Source organism: Vibrio breoganii (genome assembly GCF_024346795.1).
GTDB classification, from domain to species: Bacteria; Pseudomonadota; Gammaproteobacteria; order Enterobacterales; family Vibrionaceae; genus Vibrio; species Vibrio breoganii.
The window spans coordinates 2,365,136-2,380,199 of the sequence record NZ_AP024864.1 but is presented as its reverse complement, the minus strand read 5'-3'; the positions used below and the strand labels follow the sequence as shown (position 1 = coordinate 2,380,199).

The 15,064-nt window shown below is 46.3% G+C and carries 13 protein-coding genes; 11 read left to right on the top strand and 2 right to left on the bottom strand.

Annotation, left to right across the window (positions count from 1 at the left end; translation table 11 throughout):
- The first annotated feature begins 24 nt into the window (after positions 1–24).
- From dsbC to lysS, 4 genes are all read left to right on the top strand, one after another.
- Positions 25–765 carry a bifunctional protein-disulfide isomerase/oxidoreductase DsbC gene (dsbC, locus tag OCU35_RS11040; RefSeq protein ID WP_065209476.1) on the top strand — a complete coding sequence of 247 codons (741 nt, stop codon included), beginning with the start codon at positions 25–27 and terminating at the stop codon, positions 763–765.
- Between the two features lie 62 nt (positions 766–827).
- On the top strand, positions 828–2,567 hold the full coding sequence (gene recJ / locus OCU35_RS11035; RefSeq protein WP_261825362.1) for a single-stranded-DNA-specific exonuclease RecJ: 1,740 nt from the start codon (positions 828–830) through the stop codon (positions 2,565–2,567).
- Between the two features lie 117 nt (positions 2,568–2,684).
- Positions 2,685–3,783 (top strand): peptide chain release factor 2 gene (prfB, locus tag OCU35_RS11030; protein WP_102322210.1). Its coding sequence is split into 2 segments (ribosomal slippage): positions 2,685–2,759 and positions 2,761–3,783, totalling 1,098 coding nucleotides; the frame shifts between segments, so codons are not numbered across the junction.
- Positions 3,784–3,795: 12 nt separating this feature from the next.
- On the top strand, positions 3,796–5,301 hold the full coding sequence (gene lysS, locus OCU35_RS11025) for a lysine--tRNA ligase (protein ID WP_102334348.1): 1,506 nt from the start codon (positions 3,796–3,798) through the stop codon (positions 5,299–5,301).
- Between the two features lie 51 nt (positions 5,302–5,352).
- Here the strand turns inward: lysS and OCU35_RS11020 are convergent, their stop codons facing one another.
- Positions 5,353–5,796, bottom strand: a complete 444-nt coding sequence (locus OCU35_RS11020) for a CBS domain-containing protein (RefSeq protein ID WP_017031277.1) — start codon at positions 5,794–5,796, stop codon at positions 5,353–5,355.
- A 247-nt stretch (positions 5,797–6,043) separates the two neighbouring features.
- Between OCU35_RS11020 and queA the strand changes: the two genes are divergently transcribed.
- From queA to ispH, 7 genes are all read left to right on the top strand, one after another.
- The gene (gene queA / locus OCU35_RS11015; RefSeq protein ID WP_017026893.1) at positions 6,044–7,096 is read left to right on the top strand and encodes a tRNA preQ1(34) S-adenosylmethionine ribosyltransferase-isomerase QueA; all 1,053 of its coding nucleotides are present in this window, start codon (positions 6,044–6,046) and stop codon (positions 7,094–7,096) included.
- Between the two features lie 205 nt (positions 7,097–7,301).
- Positions 7,302–8,438 carry a tRNA guanosine(34) transglycosylase Tgt gene (tgt, locus tag OCU35_RS11010; RefSeq protein WP_017243560.1) on the top strand — a complete coding sequence of 379 codons (1,137 nt, stop codon included), beginning with the start codon at positions 7,302–7,304 and terminating at the stop codon, positions 8,436–8,438.
- 143 nt (positions 8,439–8,581) lie between these two features.
- Positions 8,582–8,917: a preprotein translocase subunit YajC gene (gene yajC, locus OCU35_RS11005; protein ID WP_017243559.1), complete on the top strand. Its 336-nt coding sequence runs from the start codon at positions 8,582–8,584 to the stop codon at positions 8,915–8,917.
- A gap of 22 nt (positions 8,918–8,939) precedes the next feature.
- Positions 8,940–10,793 carry a protein translocase subunit SecD gene (secD, locus tag OCU35_RS11000; RefSeq protein WP_083188935.1) on the top strand — a complete coding sequence of 618 codons (1,854 nt, stop codon included), beginning with the start codon at positions 8,940–8,942 and terminating at the stop codon, positions 10,791–10,793.
- A gap of 14 nt (positions 10,794–10,807) precedes the next feature.
- Positions 10,808–11,755: a protein translocase subunit SecF gene (secF, locus tag OCU35_RS10995; protein ID WP_017031275.1), complete on the top strand. Its 948-nt coding sequence runs from the start codon at positions 10,808–10,810 to the stop codon at positions 11,753–11,755.
- 88 nt (positions 11,756–11,843) lie between these two features.
- A complete protein-coding gene (gene fkpB, locus OCU35_RS10990; protein ID WP_102359901.1) occupies positions 11,844–12,275 on the top strand; it encodes an FKBP-type peptidyl-prolyl cis-trans isomerase in 432 nt (143 codons plus the stop codon).
- Positions 12,276–12,441: 166 nt separating this feature from the next.
- Positions 12,442–13,386 (top strand): 4-hydroxy-3-methylbut-2-enyl diphosphate reductase, encoded by a 945-nt coding sequence (gene ispH / locus OCU35_RS10985; RefSeq protein ID WP_102499620.1) that lies wholly within the window; start codon positions 12,442–12,444, stop codon positions 13,384–13,386.
- 66 nt (positions 13,387–13,452) lie between these two features.
- Here ispH and OCU35_RS10980 read toward each other — a convergent pair whose 3' ends face one another.
- The gene (locus tag OCU35_RS10980) at positions 13,453–14,937 is read right to left on the bottom strand and encodes a carbon starvation CstA family protein (RefSeq protein ID WP_261825361.1); all 1,485 of its coding nucleotides are present in this window, start codon (positions 14,935–14,937) and stop codon (positions 13,453–13,455) included.
- Positions 14,938–15,064 lie beyond the last annotated feature (127 nt).

Genomic DNA, 15,064 nt, shown 5'->3' with positions numbered 1-15,064 from the left:
ACTCATTATTTAGTAGGAAATTGTATGAAAATTTTAGGTCGAGTCTTCGGCTTGGTTATGTGCTCTTTGGTTGCCTTTAGTGTGAGTGCAACAGAGTTAAACGAGGCTCAAATTAAGGAACGATTCGCTAAAATCGGTGTATCCGTAATGCAAATCGAATCTATTGAGGTTGATGGATTGGTAGAAGTGACCACCAATCAGGGAACCTTTTATGCAACCCCAACGGGCGATTACTTTATTCCTGGTAAATTGTACTCTCTCGATGATAAGGGTAATTTCCAAGATGTGGCTGCACTGAGGAATGGCCCAAAGATCGTGAGCCTACTAGACCAAGCTAGCGATGAAATGATCGTGTACAAGGCAGACAATGAAAAATATGTTGTGACTGTGTTTACGGATATTTCTTGTGGCTATTGCTTGAAGCTACATCGCCAAATGGCGGAGTACAACAAATTGGGCATTACAGTGCGCTACCTTGCGTTCCCAAGAGCGGGTGATCGCAGTGACATCGGCCAAACCATGGCGAATATCTGGTGTAGCGCCGACCCAGCTAAAGCGATGAACGATGCCAAGTTACGTGGTGAAGACGTGAGTGCTTCTAGCGACAGTATTCAGCAGTGCCAAACTACGGTTTCAGAGCAATACCAATTAGGCAAAGCCATTGGCGTGTCAGGTACTCCCGCGGTGTATACCTCAAAAGGTATGAATGTTGGCGGTTATCTGTCACCTGAAGACCTACTGAAGCGACTAGAATCACAAGGCTAACCTCTATAAGCGCTGTCATTGAGCACAGCGCTTTTCTTCCTCATTACTAGACCTAAGAAGCCATGATCGAGATTAAACGTCGTCCCGCTGCTGATATTTCCAATCTGCCCACAACACTGTCTGCATTGATGCGACGCATTTATGCCGCTCGTGGTATCGAGTCTTCGGTGCAACTAGAGCGCGGCGCTAAAGGATTGCTTCCACCACAGAAGCTTCATGGCATCAAAGCGGCAGCAGAGCTGTTGCTTAGTGCTATTAAAGAGAACAAGCGCATTATTGTGGTTGGAGATTTTGATGCGGATGGCGCAACCTCTTCGGCATTGTCAGTGCTAGCGCTGCGTATGCTAGGTTCGAGCAATGTTGATTATCTTGTGCCGAACCGTTTCGAAGATGGCTATGGCTTAAGTCCTGAGGTGGTGGAACAAGCCATTGAGATGGGCGTTGATCTCATCATGACAGTAGACAATGGCGTTTCGTCTATCGAAGGGGTGCGATTTGCCAAGCAAAACAACATTCAAGTATTGGTGACCGATCATCACTTGCCTGGGCATGTATTGCCTGAAGCCGATGCCATGGTGAACCCAAACCTTCATGAATGCGATTTTCCATCTAAGGCATTAGCCGGGGTTGGCGTAGCCTTTTATTTGATGGTGGCGCTACGAGCATTGATGCGCCAAACAAACTGGTTCATTGAATCTGGCGTGGCAGAGCCTAATCTGACGGAATTGCTCGATTTGGTGGCGCTAGGTACCGTCGCCGATGTGGTGCCACTGGATGAGAACAATCGAATCTTGGTACATCAAGGTCTGCAACGCATTAGAGCTGGCCTAGGTCGTCCCGGTATTCAGGCATTGATTGAGGTATCAAAGCGAGAATCTAGCCGCTTGGTGGCGTCTGATTTTGGCTTTGCATTAGGGCCGCGTATTAACGCGGCTGGACGCTTGGATGATATGTCGTTTGGCGTAGAGCTATTGATGTGCAATAACATTCATGCCGCCAGACGTATGGCCACTGAGCTTGATGCGCTTAATATCACGCGCCGAGAAATTGAAGAGGGAATGAAGCAAGAGGCGCTCGCCTTTTGTGAGCGATTGCAGTTCAGCTCCGATCAAGAAATGCCCTATGGAATTACGCTATTCCAACGTGACTGGCACCAAGGGGTGATAGGTATCCTTGCTTCAAGAATCAAAGATAAATTCCATCGACCTGTCATCGCATTTGCCGATGGTGGTGATGGTTTTATTAAGGGATCTTGCCGTTCAATCAAAGGGCTGCACATGCGTGATGCCTTAGACAAGATTGACGTACAAAACCCGGGATTAATCCTAAAGTTTGGTGGACATGCCATGGCTGCGGGTTTGACCATTAAAGAGACGGACTTTACTCGCTTTAGTGAGCTGTTTGATCAAGCGGTGCGAGATGAGGTGGATGAACACGCCTTAAAGGGTATTGTCTTGTCTGATGGAGAGTTAACACCGGAAGAATTCAACATGCACACCGCAATGGAAATCCGTAATGGTGGTCCTTGGGGGCAAGCCTTTCCTGAGCCTATCTTTGATGGTGAGTTTAAGGTGTTGCATCAAAAGTTGGTGGGCGAGAAGCACCTTAAGCTGATGCTTGAGCCTTTGCATAAATCTCATGCCACCAACATTATGATCGATGCGATTGCCTTTAACGTCGATCTGCGTCGCTGGCCAGATCCTGCAACCACTAAGATCAAAATGGCCTATCGGCTTGATATCAATGAGTTTAGAGGCAACCAATCACTACAGCTTATGGTTGAACATATTGATGCTGCCTAACAAGGCAGCTCAGTTTTCCTCGTCCTAATATCCACTAACTTCAAAATATTTCTGTATCTTGGTCACATTTTTGAGTAAAATTCCGCGGTTATTTTCTATTCAAAATATTGGCCAAAGATGTTTGAAATCAATCCGATTAAAAACCGCCTACAGGACGTGTCTGAACGCACGAATGTCCTGAGGGGGTACCTTTGACTATGACGCTAAGAAAGAGCGCCTAGAAGAGGTAAATGCAGAGCTAGAACAACCGGATGTATGGAATGAACCTGAGCGTGCCCAAGCGCTAGGTAAAGAACGTGCATCACTAGAAGCTGTCGTTGAAACCATTGATTTATTGGATCAAGGTGTAGAAGACGCAGAAGGCTTGCTTGAACTAGCGGTTGAAGAAGAAGACCAAGAAACCTTTGACGAGATTGAGCCTGAACTGGCTGAGCTTGAAGCTAAGCTAGCCAAGCTAGAATTCCGTCGTATGTTCTCTGGTGACCACGATGGCGCTGACTGCTATATAGACCTTCAATCAGGTTCTGGTGGTACAGAGGCGCAAGATTGGACCAACATTATGCTACGTATGTATTTACGTTGGGCTGATGCTAAAGGGTTCAAGACAGAGGTTATCGAGGTTTCTGAGGGTGAAGTTGCTGGCCTTAAGGGCGCAACAGTGAAGATCTCTGGTGAGTACGCCTACGGCTGGCTTCGTACTGAAACGGGTGTACACCGTTTGGTACGTAAATCACCGTTTGATTCCAGTGGTCGTCGCCATACCTCGTTTGCATCTGCATTTATTTACCCAGAGATTGATGACAACATTCAGATCGATATTAACCCATCAGATCTTCGTATTGACGTATACCGCGCCTCAGGTGCTGGTGGTCAGCACGTAAACACCACTGAATCTGCGGTTCGTATTACTCACGTACCGACTAATATTGTGGTTCAGTGTCAGAATGACCGTTCTCAGCACAAGAACAAAGACCAAGCAATGAAACAGCTTCGCGCTAAATTGTTTGAGTTTGAACTGCAGAAGCAAAACGCTGAGAAACAAGCGAATGAAGATGCGAAATCAGACATAGGTTGGGGTAGCCAAATCCGCTCGTATGTACTGGATGATTCGCGAATCAAAGACCTTCGCACTGGTGTAGAAAACCGAAATACTCAAGCCGTTCTCGACGGTGACCTAGACAAATTTATCGAAGCCAGCCTGAAGTCTGGACTGTAAAAAGGGTGAAATATGACTGACCAAGTTCAAATTGATGAAAACAAACTGATTGCAGAGCGCCGTGCGAAATTGGATTCAATCCGCAAGGAGTGTCAAGCAAACGGTCACCCTAACGACTTTCGTCGTGACAGCCTAGCGGGTGACCTTCAAGCTCAGTTTGGTGAGAAATCAAAAGAAGAGCTAGAAGAACTTAACCATGTTGTGGCTATTGCTGGCCGTATCATGGCAAAACGTGGTCCATTCTTGGTAATTCAAGAAACCTCTGGCCGCATCCAAGCATACGCTGCGAAAGATGTACAAAAAGACCTTAAAGCGAAATACCAAGGCCTTGATATCGGTGACATCGTTGGTGTTAAGGGTGCGCTGCATAAATCAGGTAAGGGTGACCTTTACGTGAACATGGCAGAGTACGAGTTGCTGACGAAAGCACTGCGTCCGCTACCAGAGAAGTTCCACGGTCTAACAGACCAAGAGATGCGTTACCGTCAGCGTTACGTTGACCTTATCGTGAACGAAGATTCTCGCTCTGCGTTCATCATTCGCTCTAAGCTAGTATCGTCAATCCGCAACTTCATGAGCTCAAAAGGCTACCTAGAAGTTGAAACGCCAATGATGCATGTGATCCCTGGTGGTGCAACAGCGCGTCCATTTATCACACATCACAATGCGTTAGATATCGACATGTACTTGCGTGTTGCGCCTGAACTTTACCTTAAGCGCCTAGTGGTTGGTGGCTTTGATCGTGTATTTGAGATTAACCGTAACTTCCGTAACGAAGGTCTATCTCCACGCCACAACCCAGAATTCACTATGATGGAATTCTACCAAGCTTACTCTGACTACAAGGACCTAATGGACCTTACCGAAGAGATGTTAAGCACTGCGGCAATGGATGTATTGGGTTCAACGTCAATGCCTTACGGTGAAGAAACCGTTGAGTTTGGTGGCACTTACGCTCGCATGAGTATGTTTGAAGCGATCAAGCACTACAACCCAGATCATGTTGAGATCCAAGCGCTAACAGAAGCAGACCTACAAGATCGTGACAAGATGGTAGCCATCGCTAAATCGGTACACGTACAAGTAGAGACATTCTGGACTTGTGGTCAGCTTCTTGAAGAGATCTTTGGTGAAACGGCTGAGCCTCAGCTAATTCAACCGACTTTCATTACAGGTTACCCAGCGGACATCTCTCCACTGGCTCGCCGTAGCGACAGCAACCCGTTCTTCACTGACCGCTTTGAGTTCTTCATTGGTGGTCGCGAAGTAGCAAATGGTTTCTCTGAGCTTAATGATGCAGAAGATCAAGATGCGCGCTTTAAAGCGCAGGTAGATGCGAAAGATGCCGGTGATGATGAAGCAATGTACTACGATGCTGATTACATTACAGCACTAGAGCACGGTCTTCCGCCGACAGCCGGTCAAGGTATTGGTATTGATCGCCTAGCGATGCTATTTACCAACACTCACACTATCCGTGACGTGATCCTATTCCCTGCGATGCGCCCTCAGCAATAATCGCAGTTATAGAAGAATGAATAAGCCACATCAGCAATGATGTGGCTTTTTTTATGTTCCTGACTCTACGGGCTCAACTTCTTCTTGAAGCTCAAGTAGATTAATCGCAATAGCGACAAAATCACTGTCAGTAATAATGCCGACCAACTTGCTATTTTGGACCACGGGTAGACACCCAACCTTGCGCTTTTGCATCATCATTGCACTTTCTCGCAATCCTGCGTGAGGACTTACGGTGATGACACTCTTACACATAGCTTGGTTAAGAGGGGTATCCAAGTTATACGCGCTTTTGTCAGGGTTAATCTGCAAGCTAGAGTCTTGAGCCGCTAATATATCCCTTTGAGTGACTAGCCCTAATAGCTCATCATCAACATCGACAACGGGCACGTGCCTAATCTCATGCTCTGCCATCAGCTTTTTAGCATCAGCCAGAGTGTTGGAACGCAACAGGGTGTAGGGGTTGCGAGTCATAAGCTCGACAATTTTTATCATAATAATCTCCTAGCAAGTTCCTAATCGATTCAACTGATTTAACTATAGTAATCAGGTTCAATTCATACTTTGATTTACCCCTTAATTTGGATGAAAAAACGCAGAAAAATCCACTATTAAGTAAACTTGTGACCGGACAATATCTCGGCTGATTTTCGTGAGTGATTGAGTATCTTTCCTTGATCTTGTCAGGGGGCAATCTATACTAGCGCCCTGCAAAATATTTAGCCTAGGAACGTTAATCGCCATGCAAGTTTCAGATTTTCATTTTGATCTACCCGATGAATTGATCGCGCGCTACCCGATGCCGGATCGTACCTCGAGCCGCCTGCTGCAATTGACGGGCAATAGCGGTGAAGTTCAAGATAAAAACTTTACTGATATGCTGGACTTGGTGGGCGAGGGTGACTTGTTAGTGTTTAACAACACTCGAGTGATCCCAGCTCGCGTATTTGGCCGTAAGGCCAGTGGTGGCAAAATAGAGGTTCTGGTTGAGAGAATGGTGGATGAGCATACGATATTGGCTCATGTACGCTCTTCAAAATCACCAAAGCCGGGTACTGAGTTGTTTCTTGGCGATAAAGATCAGTATGCAGCTGTTATGGTTGCCAGGCACGATGCCTTGTTTGAGATTCGCTTTACCTCTGATAAAGCCGTGCTACAAATCCTAGAAGAAGTCGGCCACATGCCTTTGCCTCCTTATATTGATCGTCCGGATGAGGACTCAGATCAGGAACGCTATCAAACGGTTTACAATGAGAAACCAGGAGCCGTGGCGGCGCCAACAGCAGGTCTGCATTTTGATGATGAGATCTTAGAAAAGATTAAAGCAAAAGGCGCAAATCTTGCGTTTGTTACCTTGCACGTAGGCGCGGGCACCTTCCAGCCAGTGCGTGTTGATAATATTCTCGAGCACCACATGCACGCTGAATACGTAGAAGTCACTCAAGAAGTGGTTGATGCGATTAATGAGACCAAAGCCAAAGGCGGTCGCGTTATTGCAGTAGGCACGACTTCTGTGCGCTCATTGGAGAGCGCAGCTCAAGATGCGGTTCGCAAAGGCACTGAGCTAAAGCCATTCTTTGGTGATACCGATATCTTTATTTACCCAGGTTACGAGTTTCAACTTATTGACTGCTTGCTGACCAACTTCCATTTACCAGAGTCGACACTGATTATGTTAGTGAGTGCCTTTGCAGGCTACGACAATGTAATGGGAGCTTACCTGCATGCAGTGGAGCACAAGTATCGCTTCTTTAGCTATGGCGATGCGATGTTCGTAACTCGTAAGGGCTTGTAAATTAAGTTGAAATGTTAGATACCATTCCGGTTTAATCTGAAGGGTTCTATACAATTCATTTCGTGAGTGCTAGCTATGCTAGGAGGCCTTGCCCTGCGGGGCCTTTCGCGTAAAACGCGGCCACTCTTTTTTGGGACAAGTCGAAAAGTCGATTCTTGTCCTAAACTAACCGTCAGATTGTTTCTCTGGCACATTGGAGTAATTCGTGAAATTTGAACTTAAAAAAAACGACGGCACAGCTCGTCGCGGTCAGCTGCAGTTTGAGCGAGGTTCGGTTCAAACCCCTGCATTTATGCCTGTTGGTACCTACGGTACTGTAAAAGGTATGACACCAGAAGAAGTAAAAGGGACTGGAGCTGAAATCTTACTAGGCAACACTTTCCACCTATGGCTAAGACCTGGCCAAGAAGTGATGAAGTTGCATGGCGACCTGCATGACTTCATGAACTGGCAAGGGCCTATCCTTACTGATTCAGGTGGTTTTCAGGTATTTAGCCTAGGCGATATCCGTAAGATCACTGAAAAGGGCGTTCACTTCCGTAACCCAGTTAACGGCGACAAGATCTTCATGGATGCAGAGAAGTCTATGGAAATTCAAAAAGATCTTGGCTCTGATGTGGTCATGATCTTTGATGAGTGTACTCCTTACCCAGCGACGCATAACGAAGCTAAGAAATCGATGGAGATGTCTCTTCGTTGGGCTCAGCGCTCGCGCGATCACTTTGATAAGCTAGAAAACCCTAATTCTCTATTCGGAATTGTGCAGGGTGGTGTTTATGAAGACCTGCGTGATGTTTCAGTTGAAGGCCTGACTAAAATCGGTTTTGACGGTTATGCGGTAGGTGGTCTTGCTGTTGGTGAGCCAAAAGAAGACATGCACCGTATCCTTGAGCACACGTGTCCACAATTACCTGAAGATAAGCCTCGCTACCTGATGGGCGTAGGTAAACCTGAAGACTTGGTAGAAGGCGTTCGTCGCGGAATCGACATGTTTGACTGCGTAATGCCGACTCGAAATGCACGTAACGGTCACCTGTTTGTGACTGGCGGTGTGATCAAGATCCGAAACGCGAAACATAAAACCGATACAACCCCTCTAGATCCTGAGTGTGACTGTTACACTTGTCAGAACTATTCTAAATCGTACTTACATCATCTAGATCGTTGTAATGAGATCTTGGGCTCCCGCCTGAACACCATTCATAACCTTCGCTACTATCAGCGCCTAATGGAGAGTATCCGTACAGCGATTGATGAAGACAGGTTTGAATCTTTTGTAGAAGAGTTTTATGCACGTCGCGAGCGCGATGTGCCGCCGATGCTAAAAGCTGACGCAGAATAAAAAACAATCATAGAAGGTGATGTAATCATACAAATTGTTGCATCTTCCTTGGTGGCTTTGTCGCTTACCCCTTGAAAAAGGGCCGACGAGGCCACATTTAGTCTTATAACTTAAATTTATTATTTTTTAAAAGGGGATTTTTAATGAGTCTATTCATTTCTCAAGCTCACGCAGCTGCAGAAGGCGGAACACCAGGTGGTGGTTTTGAAATGTTGATCATGCTTGGCATGTTCGCTGTTATCTTTTACTTCATGATTTACCGTCCACAATCTAAGCGTGTTAAAGAGCACAAAAACTTAATCGCTTCTATGGGCAAGGGTGATGAAGTTCTAACTAGCGGTGGTCTAGTGGGTAAGATTTCTTCAATCTCAGAAGAGAATGATTTTCTTGCTATCGAACTGAACCCAAATAACGAAGTTGTAATCAAAAAGGACTTTGTTACTGCAGTGCTACCAAAAGGTACGCTGAAATCTCTTTAAGAACAGCTAGAGGATCCTCGCTGTGTTAAACCGTTATCCGTTATGGAAGTACTTGATGGTGGTTATGGCCATCTTAGTTGCGGCTTTGTACGCGCTTCCGAATCTTTACGGTGAAGATCCAGCCATTCAAGTCACAGGGGCACGTGGTGCCTCTGTTGATATGGCAACCATGGACTCTGTCACCAATGCTCTTGATAAAGAGAATCTTTCCCACAAATCTATCGCACTAGAGAATGGCTCCATTCTTGTTCGCTTCAATGACACTGATACCCAAATTAGTGCTCGTGACGTAATTAGCGAAGCGCTAGGCTCAGATCTTATCGTTGCACTTAACCTTGCTCCTGCCACTCCAAGTTGGCTAGAAAGCATTGGTGCTAACCCTATGAAGCTTGGTCTTGACCTGCGTGGCGGTGTTCACTTCTTGATGGAAGTGGATATGGACGCTGCGATGGACAAGCTGATTTCGCAGCAAGAAGAAGCCTTCCGCAGTGAATTACGCGAAGACCGCATTCGTTACCGCGCAATTCGTGCTGGTGAAGATTCAGTTGAAGTGATTTTGCGTGATGCAGAGCAGCTTGCTCAAGCAGAAACCACGCTTAAGTCTAAGCACCCAGACATGATATTTGTTGATTCAGATAGCAATGGTCGCTTTATGCTGACGGCTACCTTCAACGAAACGCGTCTTACTGAAATTCGCAACTACGCTGTTGAGCAAAATATTACTATCTTGCGTAACCGTGTGAACGAATTAGGTGTTGCTGAGCCATTGGTTCAACGTCAAGGCTCTAGCCGTATCGTTGTTGAACTGCCAGGTGTTCAAGACACTGCGCGCGCTAAAGAAATTCTAGGTGCTACGGCAACACTAGAGTTCCGTGAAGTGGATATGCAGGCGGACTTAGCCGCTGCTGCCAATGGTCGTGTACCAGCTGGTAGTGAAGTTAAGTATGACCGAGATGGTCGTCCAGCTGTATTGAAAAAGCGTGTCATTCTTGGTGGTTCTAGCATTACCGATGCAAGCTCAAGTGCTGATGAATATGGCCGTCCTCAAGTAAACATCTCGCTAGATAGCGAAGGTGGTAGCAAGATGTCTGCTTTCTCTCGCCAGAACATTGGCAAGCTGATGGCAACGGTATTTGCTGAATACAAAGACAGTGGTAAGCGCACACCTGAAGGCAAGGTCATCCTTGATAAGCATGAAGAAGTCATCAACCAAGCGACCATTCAGTCAGCTCTTGGTCGTAGCTTCCGTATCACAGGTATCGACTCTGCTTCTGAAGCACATAACCTAGCATTACTACTTCGTGCTGGTGCATTGATTGCGCCAATCTCGATTGTAGAAGAGCGCACCATTGGTCCTTCTATGGGTCAGCAGAATATCGATATGGGTATTCAGGCGTGTATCTGGGGTATGGTGGCAGTAATGCTATTTACTCTTATTTACTACCGTAAGTTTGGCTTCATTGCCAACATGGCACTAATGGCGAACCTTGTATTGATTATCGGTGTAATGTCGATGATTCCTGGCGCGACTATGACGCTACCGGGTATTGCGGGTATCGTATTGACAGTCGGTATGGCGGTGGATGCCAACGTGCTGATATTCGAGCGTATCCGTGAAGAATTACGTGAAGGTCGAAACCCTCAGCAAGCGATTCACCAAGGTTACGCGAACGCATTTAGCACCATTGCCGATGCCAACATCACAACGCTACTGACCGCAATCATCTTGTTTGCTGTAGGTACCGGTGCGATTAAAGGCTTTGCTGTGACTCTGTCTATCGGTATTTTAACCTCAATGTTTACTGCGATTATCGGTACACGTTGTGTGGTTAACCTGCTGTACGGCGGTAAGCGCGTTAACAAACTGTCGATCTAATTGAAGGTATTTCCATGTTTCAAATAATGAAAGCTGACAAAACGATCGACTTTATGCGCTGGTCAAAAGGCGCAGTAGTATTTTCGTTGTTAATGATTGCAGCTTCTATCTATACCATTTCAACTAACTGGTTGAACTGGGGTCTAGATTTTACCGGTGGTACTCTGATTGAGGTGGGTTTTGAACACCCAGCTAATCTAGAAGAAATCCGAGCTTCTCTTGATGAAAAAGGCTTTGGCGATGCAACCGTGCAAAACTTTGGTTCTGCTCGTGATGTAATGGTGCGTTTACGCCCACGTGAAGATCTACAAGGTGAGCAGCTTGGTAGTCAAATCATTCGTGCTCTAGAAGAAGGCACTGGCGAATCTGTTGAGATGCGCCGTGTTGAATTTGTGGGGCCTAATGTAGGTGACGAACTGGCAGAGGCGGGTGGTCTGGCGATCATCGTTTCTCTTATTTGTATCTTGCTGTACGTGTCTATGCGATTTGAATGGCGTCTGGCTGCGGGTGCGGTACTTGCACTAGCGCACGACGTTATCATTACGGTGGGTATCTTCTCTATCATGCAGATTGAGGTAGACCTGACCATCGTTGCGGCACTATTGACGGTTGTCGGTTACTCCCTCAACGATACCATCGTTGTATTTGACCGGATTCGTGAGAACTTCCGTAAGATGCGTAAGGGTGACTCGGTTGAGATCATCAATGGTGCAATTACTCAGACATTGAGCCGTACCTTGATAACATCCGGTACTACCTTGTTCGTAGTTGTCGCCCTATTTACTAAAGGCGGTGCTAACATCCACGGCTTTGCAACAGCATTGCTACTGGGTATTACAGTAGGTACGTACTCATCTATCTATGTAGCATCGAACTTGGCGCTGAAACTGGGTGTCTCTCGTGAGCACTTAATGCCACCTCAAGTTGAGAAGGAAGGCGCAGAATTTGACGAAATGCCTTAAGCCTTCGTTTAATTTCTAGTAGTCTTTTAAAGCGGTCAACGGTGAGTTGGCCGCTTTTCTTTTGAGCCCAATGTTGTAAGGAAACACCATGTCAGTAATTACGAAGAACAGTGCAGTGACTATGCACTTTGCTATCAAGCTTGAAGATGGGTCTATTGCCGATAGCACCTATCAAATGGGTAAGCCCGCTAAGTTAGTGATTGGTGATGGCAGTTTGAGTGACAACTTTGAGGCATGCTTGCTGGGTTTGCAGGCCGGAGACAAAAATAGTGTTGAGCTAAAAGCAATCGACGCTTTTGGTTTATCTAACCCAGATAACATTCACCATATGGATCGTGCCAAGTTTGTGGGTGAGGCCCAGGTTGAGGTAGGCACTATCATGGCGTTTAACGGTCCTGATGGTGTAGATATCCCAGGCATCATTACTGAGATTGCCGGCGATTCAGTGACCGTCGATTTCAACCATCCTCTAGCAGGTCGTGATGTCACTTTCGATGTAGAAATCGTCGCGATTGATTAGCACTCGAACATCCTACTCTTCAACTAAACTTACCTAGCGGGAATACCCACTCACTATTCGTGGTCATTCCTGTCTTGAGGTTACCTCGATAATATCGGTACAATGGCGCGACTTTGAGTTGCTCATTGACTGGGTAACAAGGCCTTCACTAATGAAAGATAAGACAATGGAAATCCTATTAGCTAACCCTCGTGGTTTTTGTGCCGGTGTAGACCGAGCAATCAGCATCGTCGAGCGAGCGCTTGAGATGTATCAACCACCGATCTATGTCCGTCATGAAGTGGTGCACAACCGTTTTGTGGTAGAAGGACTTAAGGCACGTGGAGCCATTTTTGTCGAAGAACTCAGTGAAGTACCAGACGACAATATTGTTATCTTTTCGGCGCACGGTGTTTCTCAAGCCGTACGCAAAGAAGCCAAGCAGCGTGATTTAACCGTCTTTGATGCAACCTGTCCTCTAGTGACTAAAGTGCATATGGAGGTGGCTCGCGCCAGCCGTAAGAGCATCGAAGTGGTACTTATTGGCCATGCTGGACACCCAGAAGTAGAAGGCACCATGGGGCAGTACGCCAGCGAAACCGGCGGTATGTATCTAGTGGAGAAGCCGGAAGATGTAGACTCACTAGTAGTGAAAGACCCATCTAATCTGCACTACGTGAGCCAGACTACGCTCTCAGTGGATGAAACTGCGGATGTTATCGATAGATTGCGTCAAGTGTTCCCAGAGATCCAAGGGCCACGTAAAGATGACATTTGCTACGCTACTCAAAACCGTCAAGATGCGGTACGCACAATGGCAAATGAAGTAGACGTGATGATAGTCGTGGGTTCAAAGAACTCATCGAACTCGACACGACTTAAAGAGCTAGCAGAAAAACTAGGTACTCCAGCTTATCTGACTGATTGCCCTGAAGATCTCGATGCACAGTGGTTCAAGGGTAAGGATAAGGTGGGTATGACAGCTGGCGCCTCTGCACCTGAAGAGCTTGTTAATACCATCCTAGATAAGATCAAGACCTTATCGGATTGCAATGTGGTGACGGAAATTACTGGTCGCGAAGAAAATATGTTCTTCGAAGTCCCTAAAGAGTTACAAGTTAAAGCGGTTTAGCGTTTATTTGAATACAAAAAACGGGCACCCAATGGGGAGCCCGTTTCGTTTTGTGCAGCCTGAGTTCTAAGCGTTTTCAGTGACTGGCTTAGGTTTCTCTTCGTCAAGGTACTCGTCGTCGCCCTTGCCTTTGGAGATCTTAATCACCGTGCCTGTAATACCTAGCATCGCTAGTACACCAACGACGGTAGAAATCTGCATGCCTAGACCAAAACCAAGTGTTGAGTTGTTTAGAATGAAGGTAATAACTACAGTGGTCATGAACATCGCCGGAACTGTGGTTATCCAGTGGAACTTGTTGTGACGCAATAGGTAAGCAGAAGCAGTCCAAAGCATCATTACTGCAGTCGTTTGGTTAGCAAAACCGAAGTAGCGCCAGATAACACCGAAGTCTACTTGAGTTAGGATGCCACCCACAACGAACAGTGGAACAGCCATCATTAGGCGGTTACGCATAGCGCGTTGGTCTAGATTGAAGTATTCAGCAAGGATCAAACGGCTTGAGCGGAATGCAGTATCACCAGAAGTGATTGGCAGGATAACTACACCAAGGAAAGCGATGATGCCGCCAAATACGCCGAGTAGACCAAATGATGAGTCATAAACCACTTTGCCTGGGCCGCCATTTGCAACCACGTCAGCTAATGCTTCTACAGAACCGAAGAAAGATAGTGCTAGAGCACACCAAATAAGAGCGATAATGCCTTCACCAATCATTGCACCGTAGAATACGAAGCGACCATTCTTTTCGTTATCCATGCAGCGAGCCATCAGTGGAGACTGAGTTGCGTGGAAACCAGAGATAGCACCACAAGCGATGGTGATGAATAGCGCAGGCCATAGAGGCAAGTCGTTAGGGTTCATGTTAGAGAACATATCGCTCATTTCAAAGCTACCCATAACGGTGTGTTCACTTGATACCGCAACAGCTGTGATCAGGCCTACCGACATGAAGATAAGTAGTGCACCGAACAGCGGGTAGAAACGACCGATGATTTTGTCTACCGGTACGATAGTCGCGATGATGTAGTAAGTGAAGATGATGGCAACCATAGTGCCCATGGTCACTGTCATATCGGTTTGGTCATTCACAAGGTTTGTGATCATGCCTGCTGGAGCCGATACGAAAACCACACCTACAAGAAGAAGCAGAACAATGGCAAAAATGTTCATAAAGTGTTTAGCGCCATTGCCTAGGTAACGTCCTGTCAGCGTAGGTACTGAAGCACCACCGTTGCGTACGGAAAGCATACCAGAGAAGTAATCGTGTACTGCACCCGCAAAAATACAGCCTAGTACGATCCAAAGCATTGCTGCTGGACCGTAAAGTGCACCCATAATTGGGCCGAAGATTGGGCCTACACCAGCGATGTTAAGTAGCTGAACTAGGTAAACCTTTTTGGTCGACATTGGCACGAAGTCAACGCCATCTTGCTTAGTAATTGCTGGGGTTTGACGGTTTTCATTTATGCCGAATATTTTTTCTATCACGGCGCCATAGATAAAGTAGCCTGCAATCAATGCTGCTACACAGGTAAGAAACCACATCATAATTATATTCTCTTTAGGGTTCGGGTTTGTTTCACAAAAATTTCTGATTACATAATATGAAAACCCTAGCGCAACTACATTCGGAGCTTGGGTTAGTGGTCGAATAGTCATTTAAGTGGCGAAATAT

Excerpts from the sequence above, each read along its gene's own strand:
- OCU35_RS11020 (WP_017031277.1), bottom strand. The coding sequence starts at position 5,796 with ATGATAAAAATTGTCGAGCTTATGACTCGCAACCCCTACACCCTGTTG.
- fkpB (WP_102359901.1), top strand. The coding sequence starts at position 11,844 with ATGTCAGTAATTACGAAGAACAGTGCAGTGACTATGCACTTTGCTATC.
- OCU35_RS10980 (WP_261825361.1), bottom strand. The coding sequence starts at position 14,937 with ATGATGTGGTTTCTTACCTGTGTAGCAGCATTGATTGCAGGCTACTTT.
- yajC (WP_017243559.1), top strand. The coding sequence starts at position 8,582 with ATGAGTCTATTCATTTCTCAAGCTCACGCAGCTGCAGAAGGCGGAACA.
- queA (WP_017026893.1), top strand. The coding sequence starts at position 6,044 with ATGCAAGTTTCAGATTTTCATTTTGATCTACCCGATGAATTGATCGCG.
- secF (WP_017031275.1), top strand. The coding sequence starts at position 10,808 with ATGTTTCAAATAATGAAAGCTGACAAAACGATCGACTTTATGCGCTGG.
- recJ (WP_261825362.1), top strand. The coding sequence starts at position 828 with ATGATCGAGATTAAACGTCGTCCCGCTGCTGATATTTCCAATCTGCCC.
- lysS (WP_102334348.1), top strand. The coding sequence starts at position 3,796 with ATGACTGACCAAGTTCAAATTGATGAAAACAAACTGATTGCAGAGCGC.
- ispH (WP_102499620.1), top strand. The coding sequence starts at position 12,442 with ATGGAAATCCTATTAGCTAACCCTCGTGGTTTTTGTGCCGGTGTAGAC.
- dsbC (WP_065209476.1), top strand. The coding sequence starts at position 25 with ATGAAAATTTTAGGTCGAGTCTTCGGCTTGGTTATGTGCTCTTTGGTT.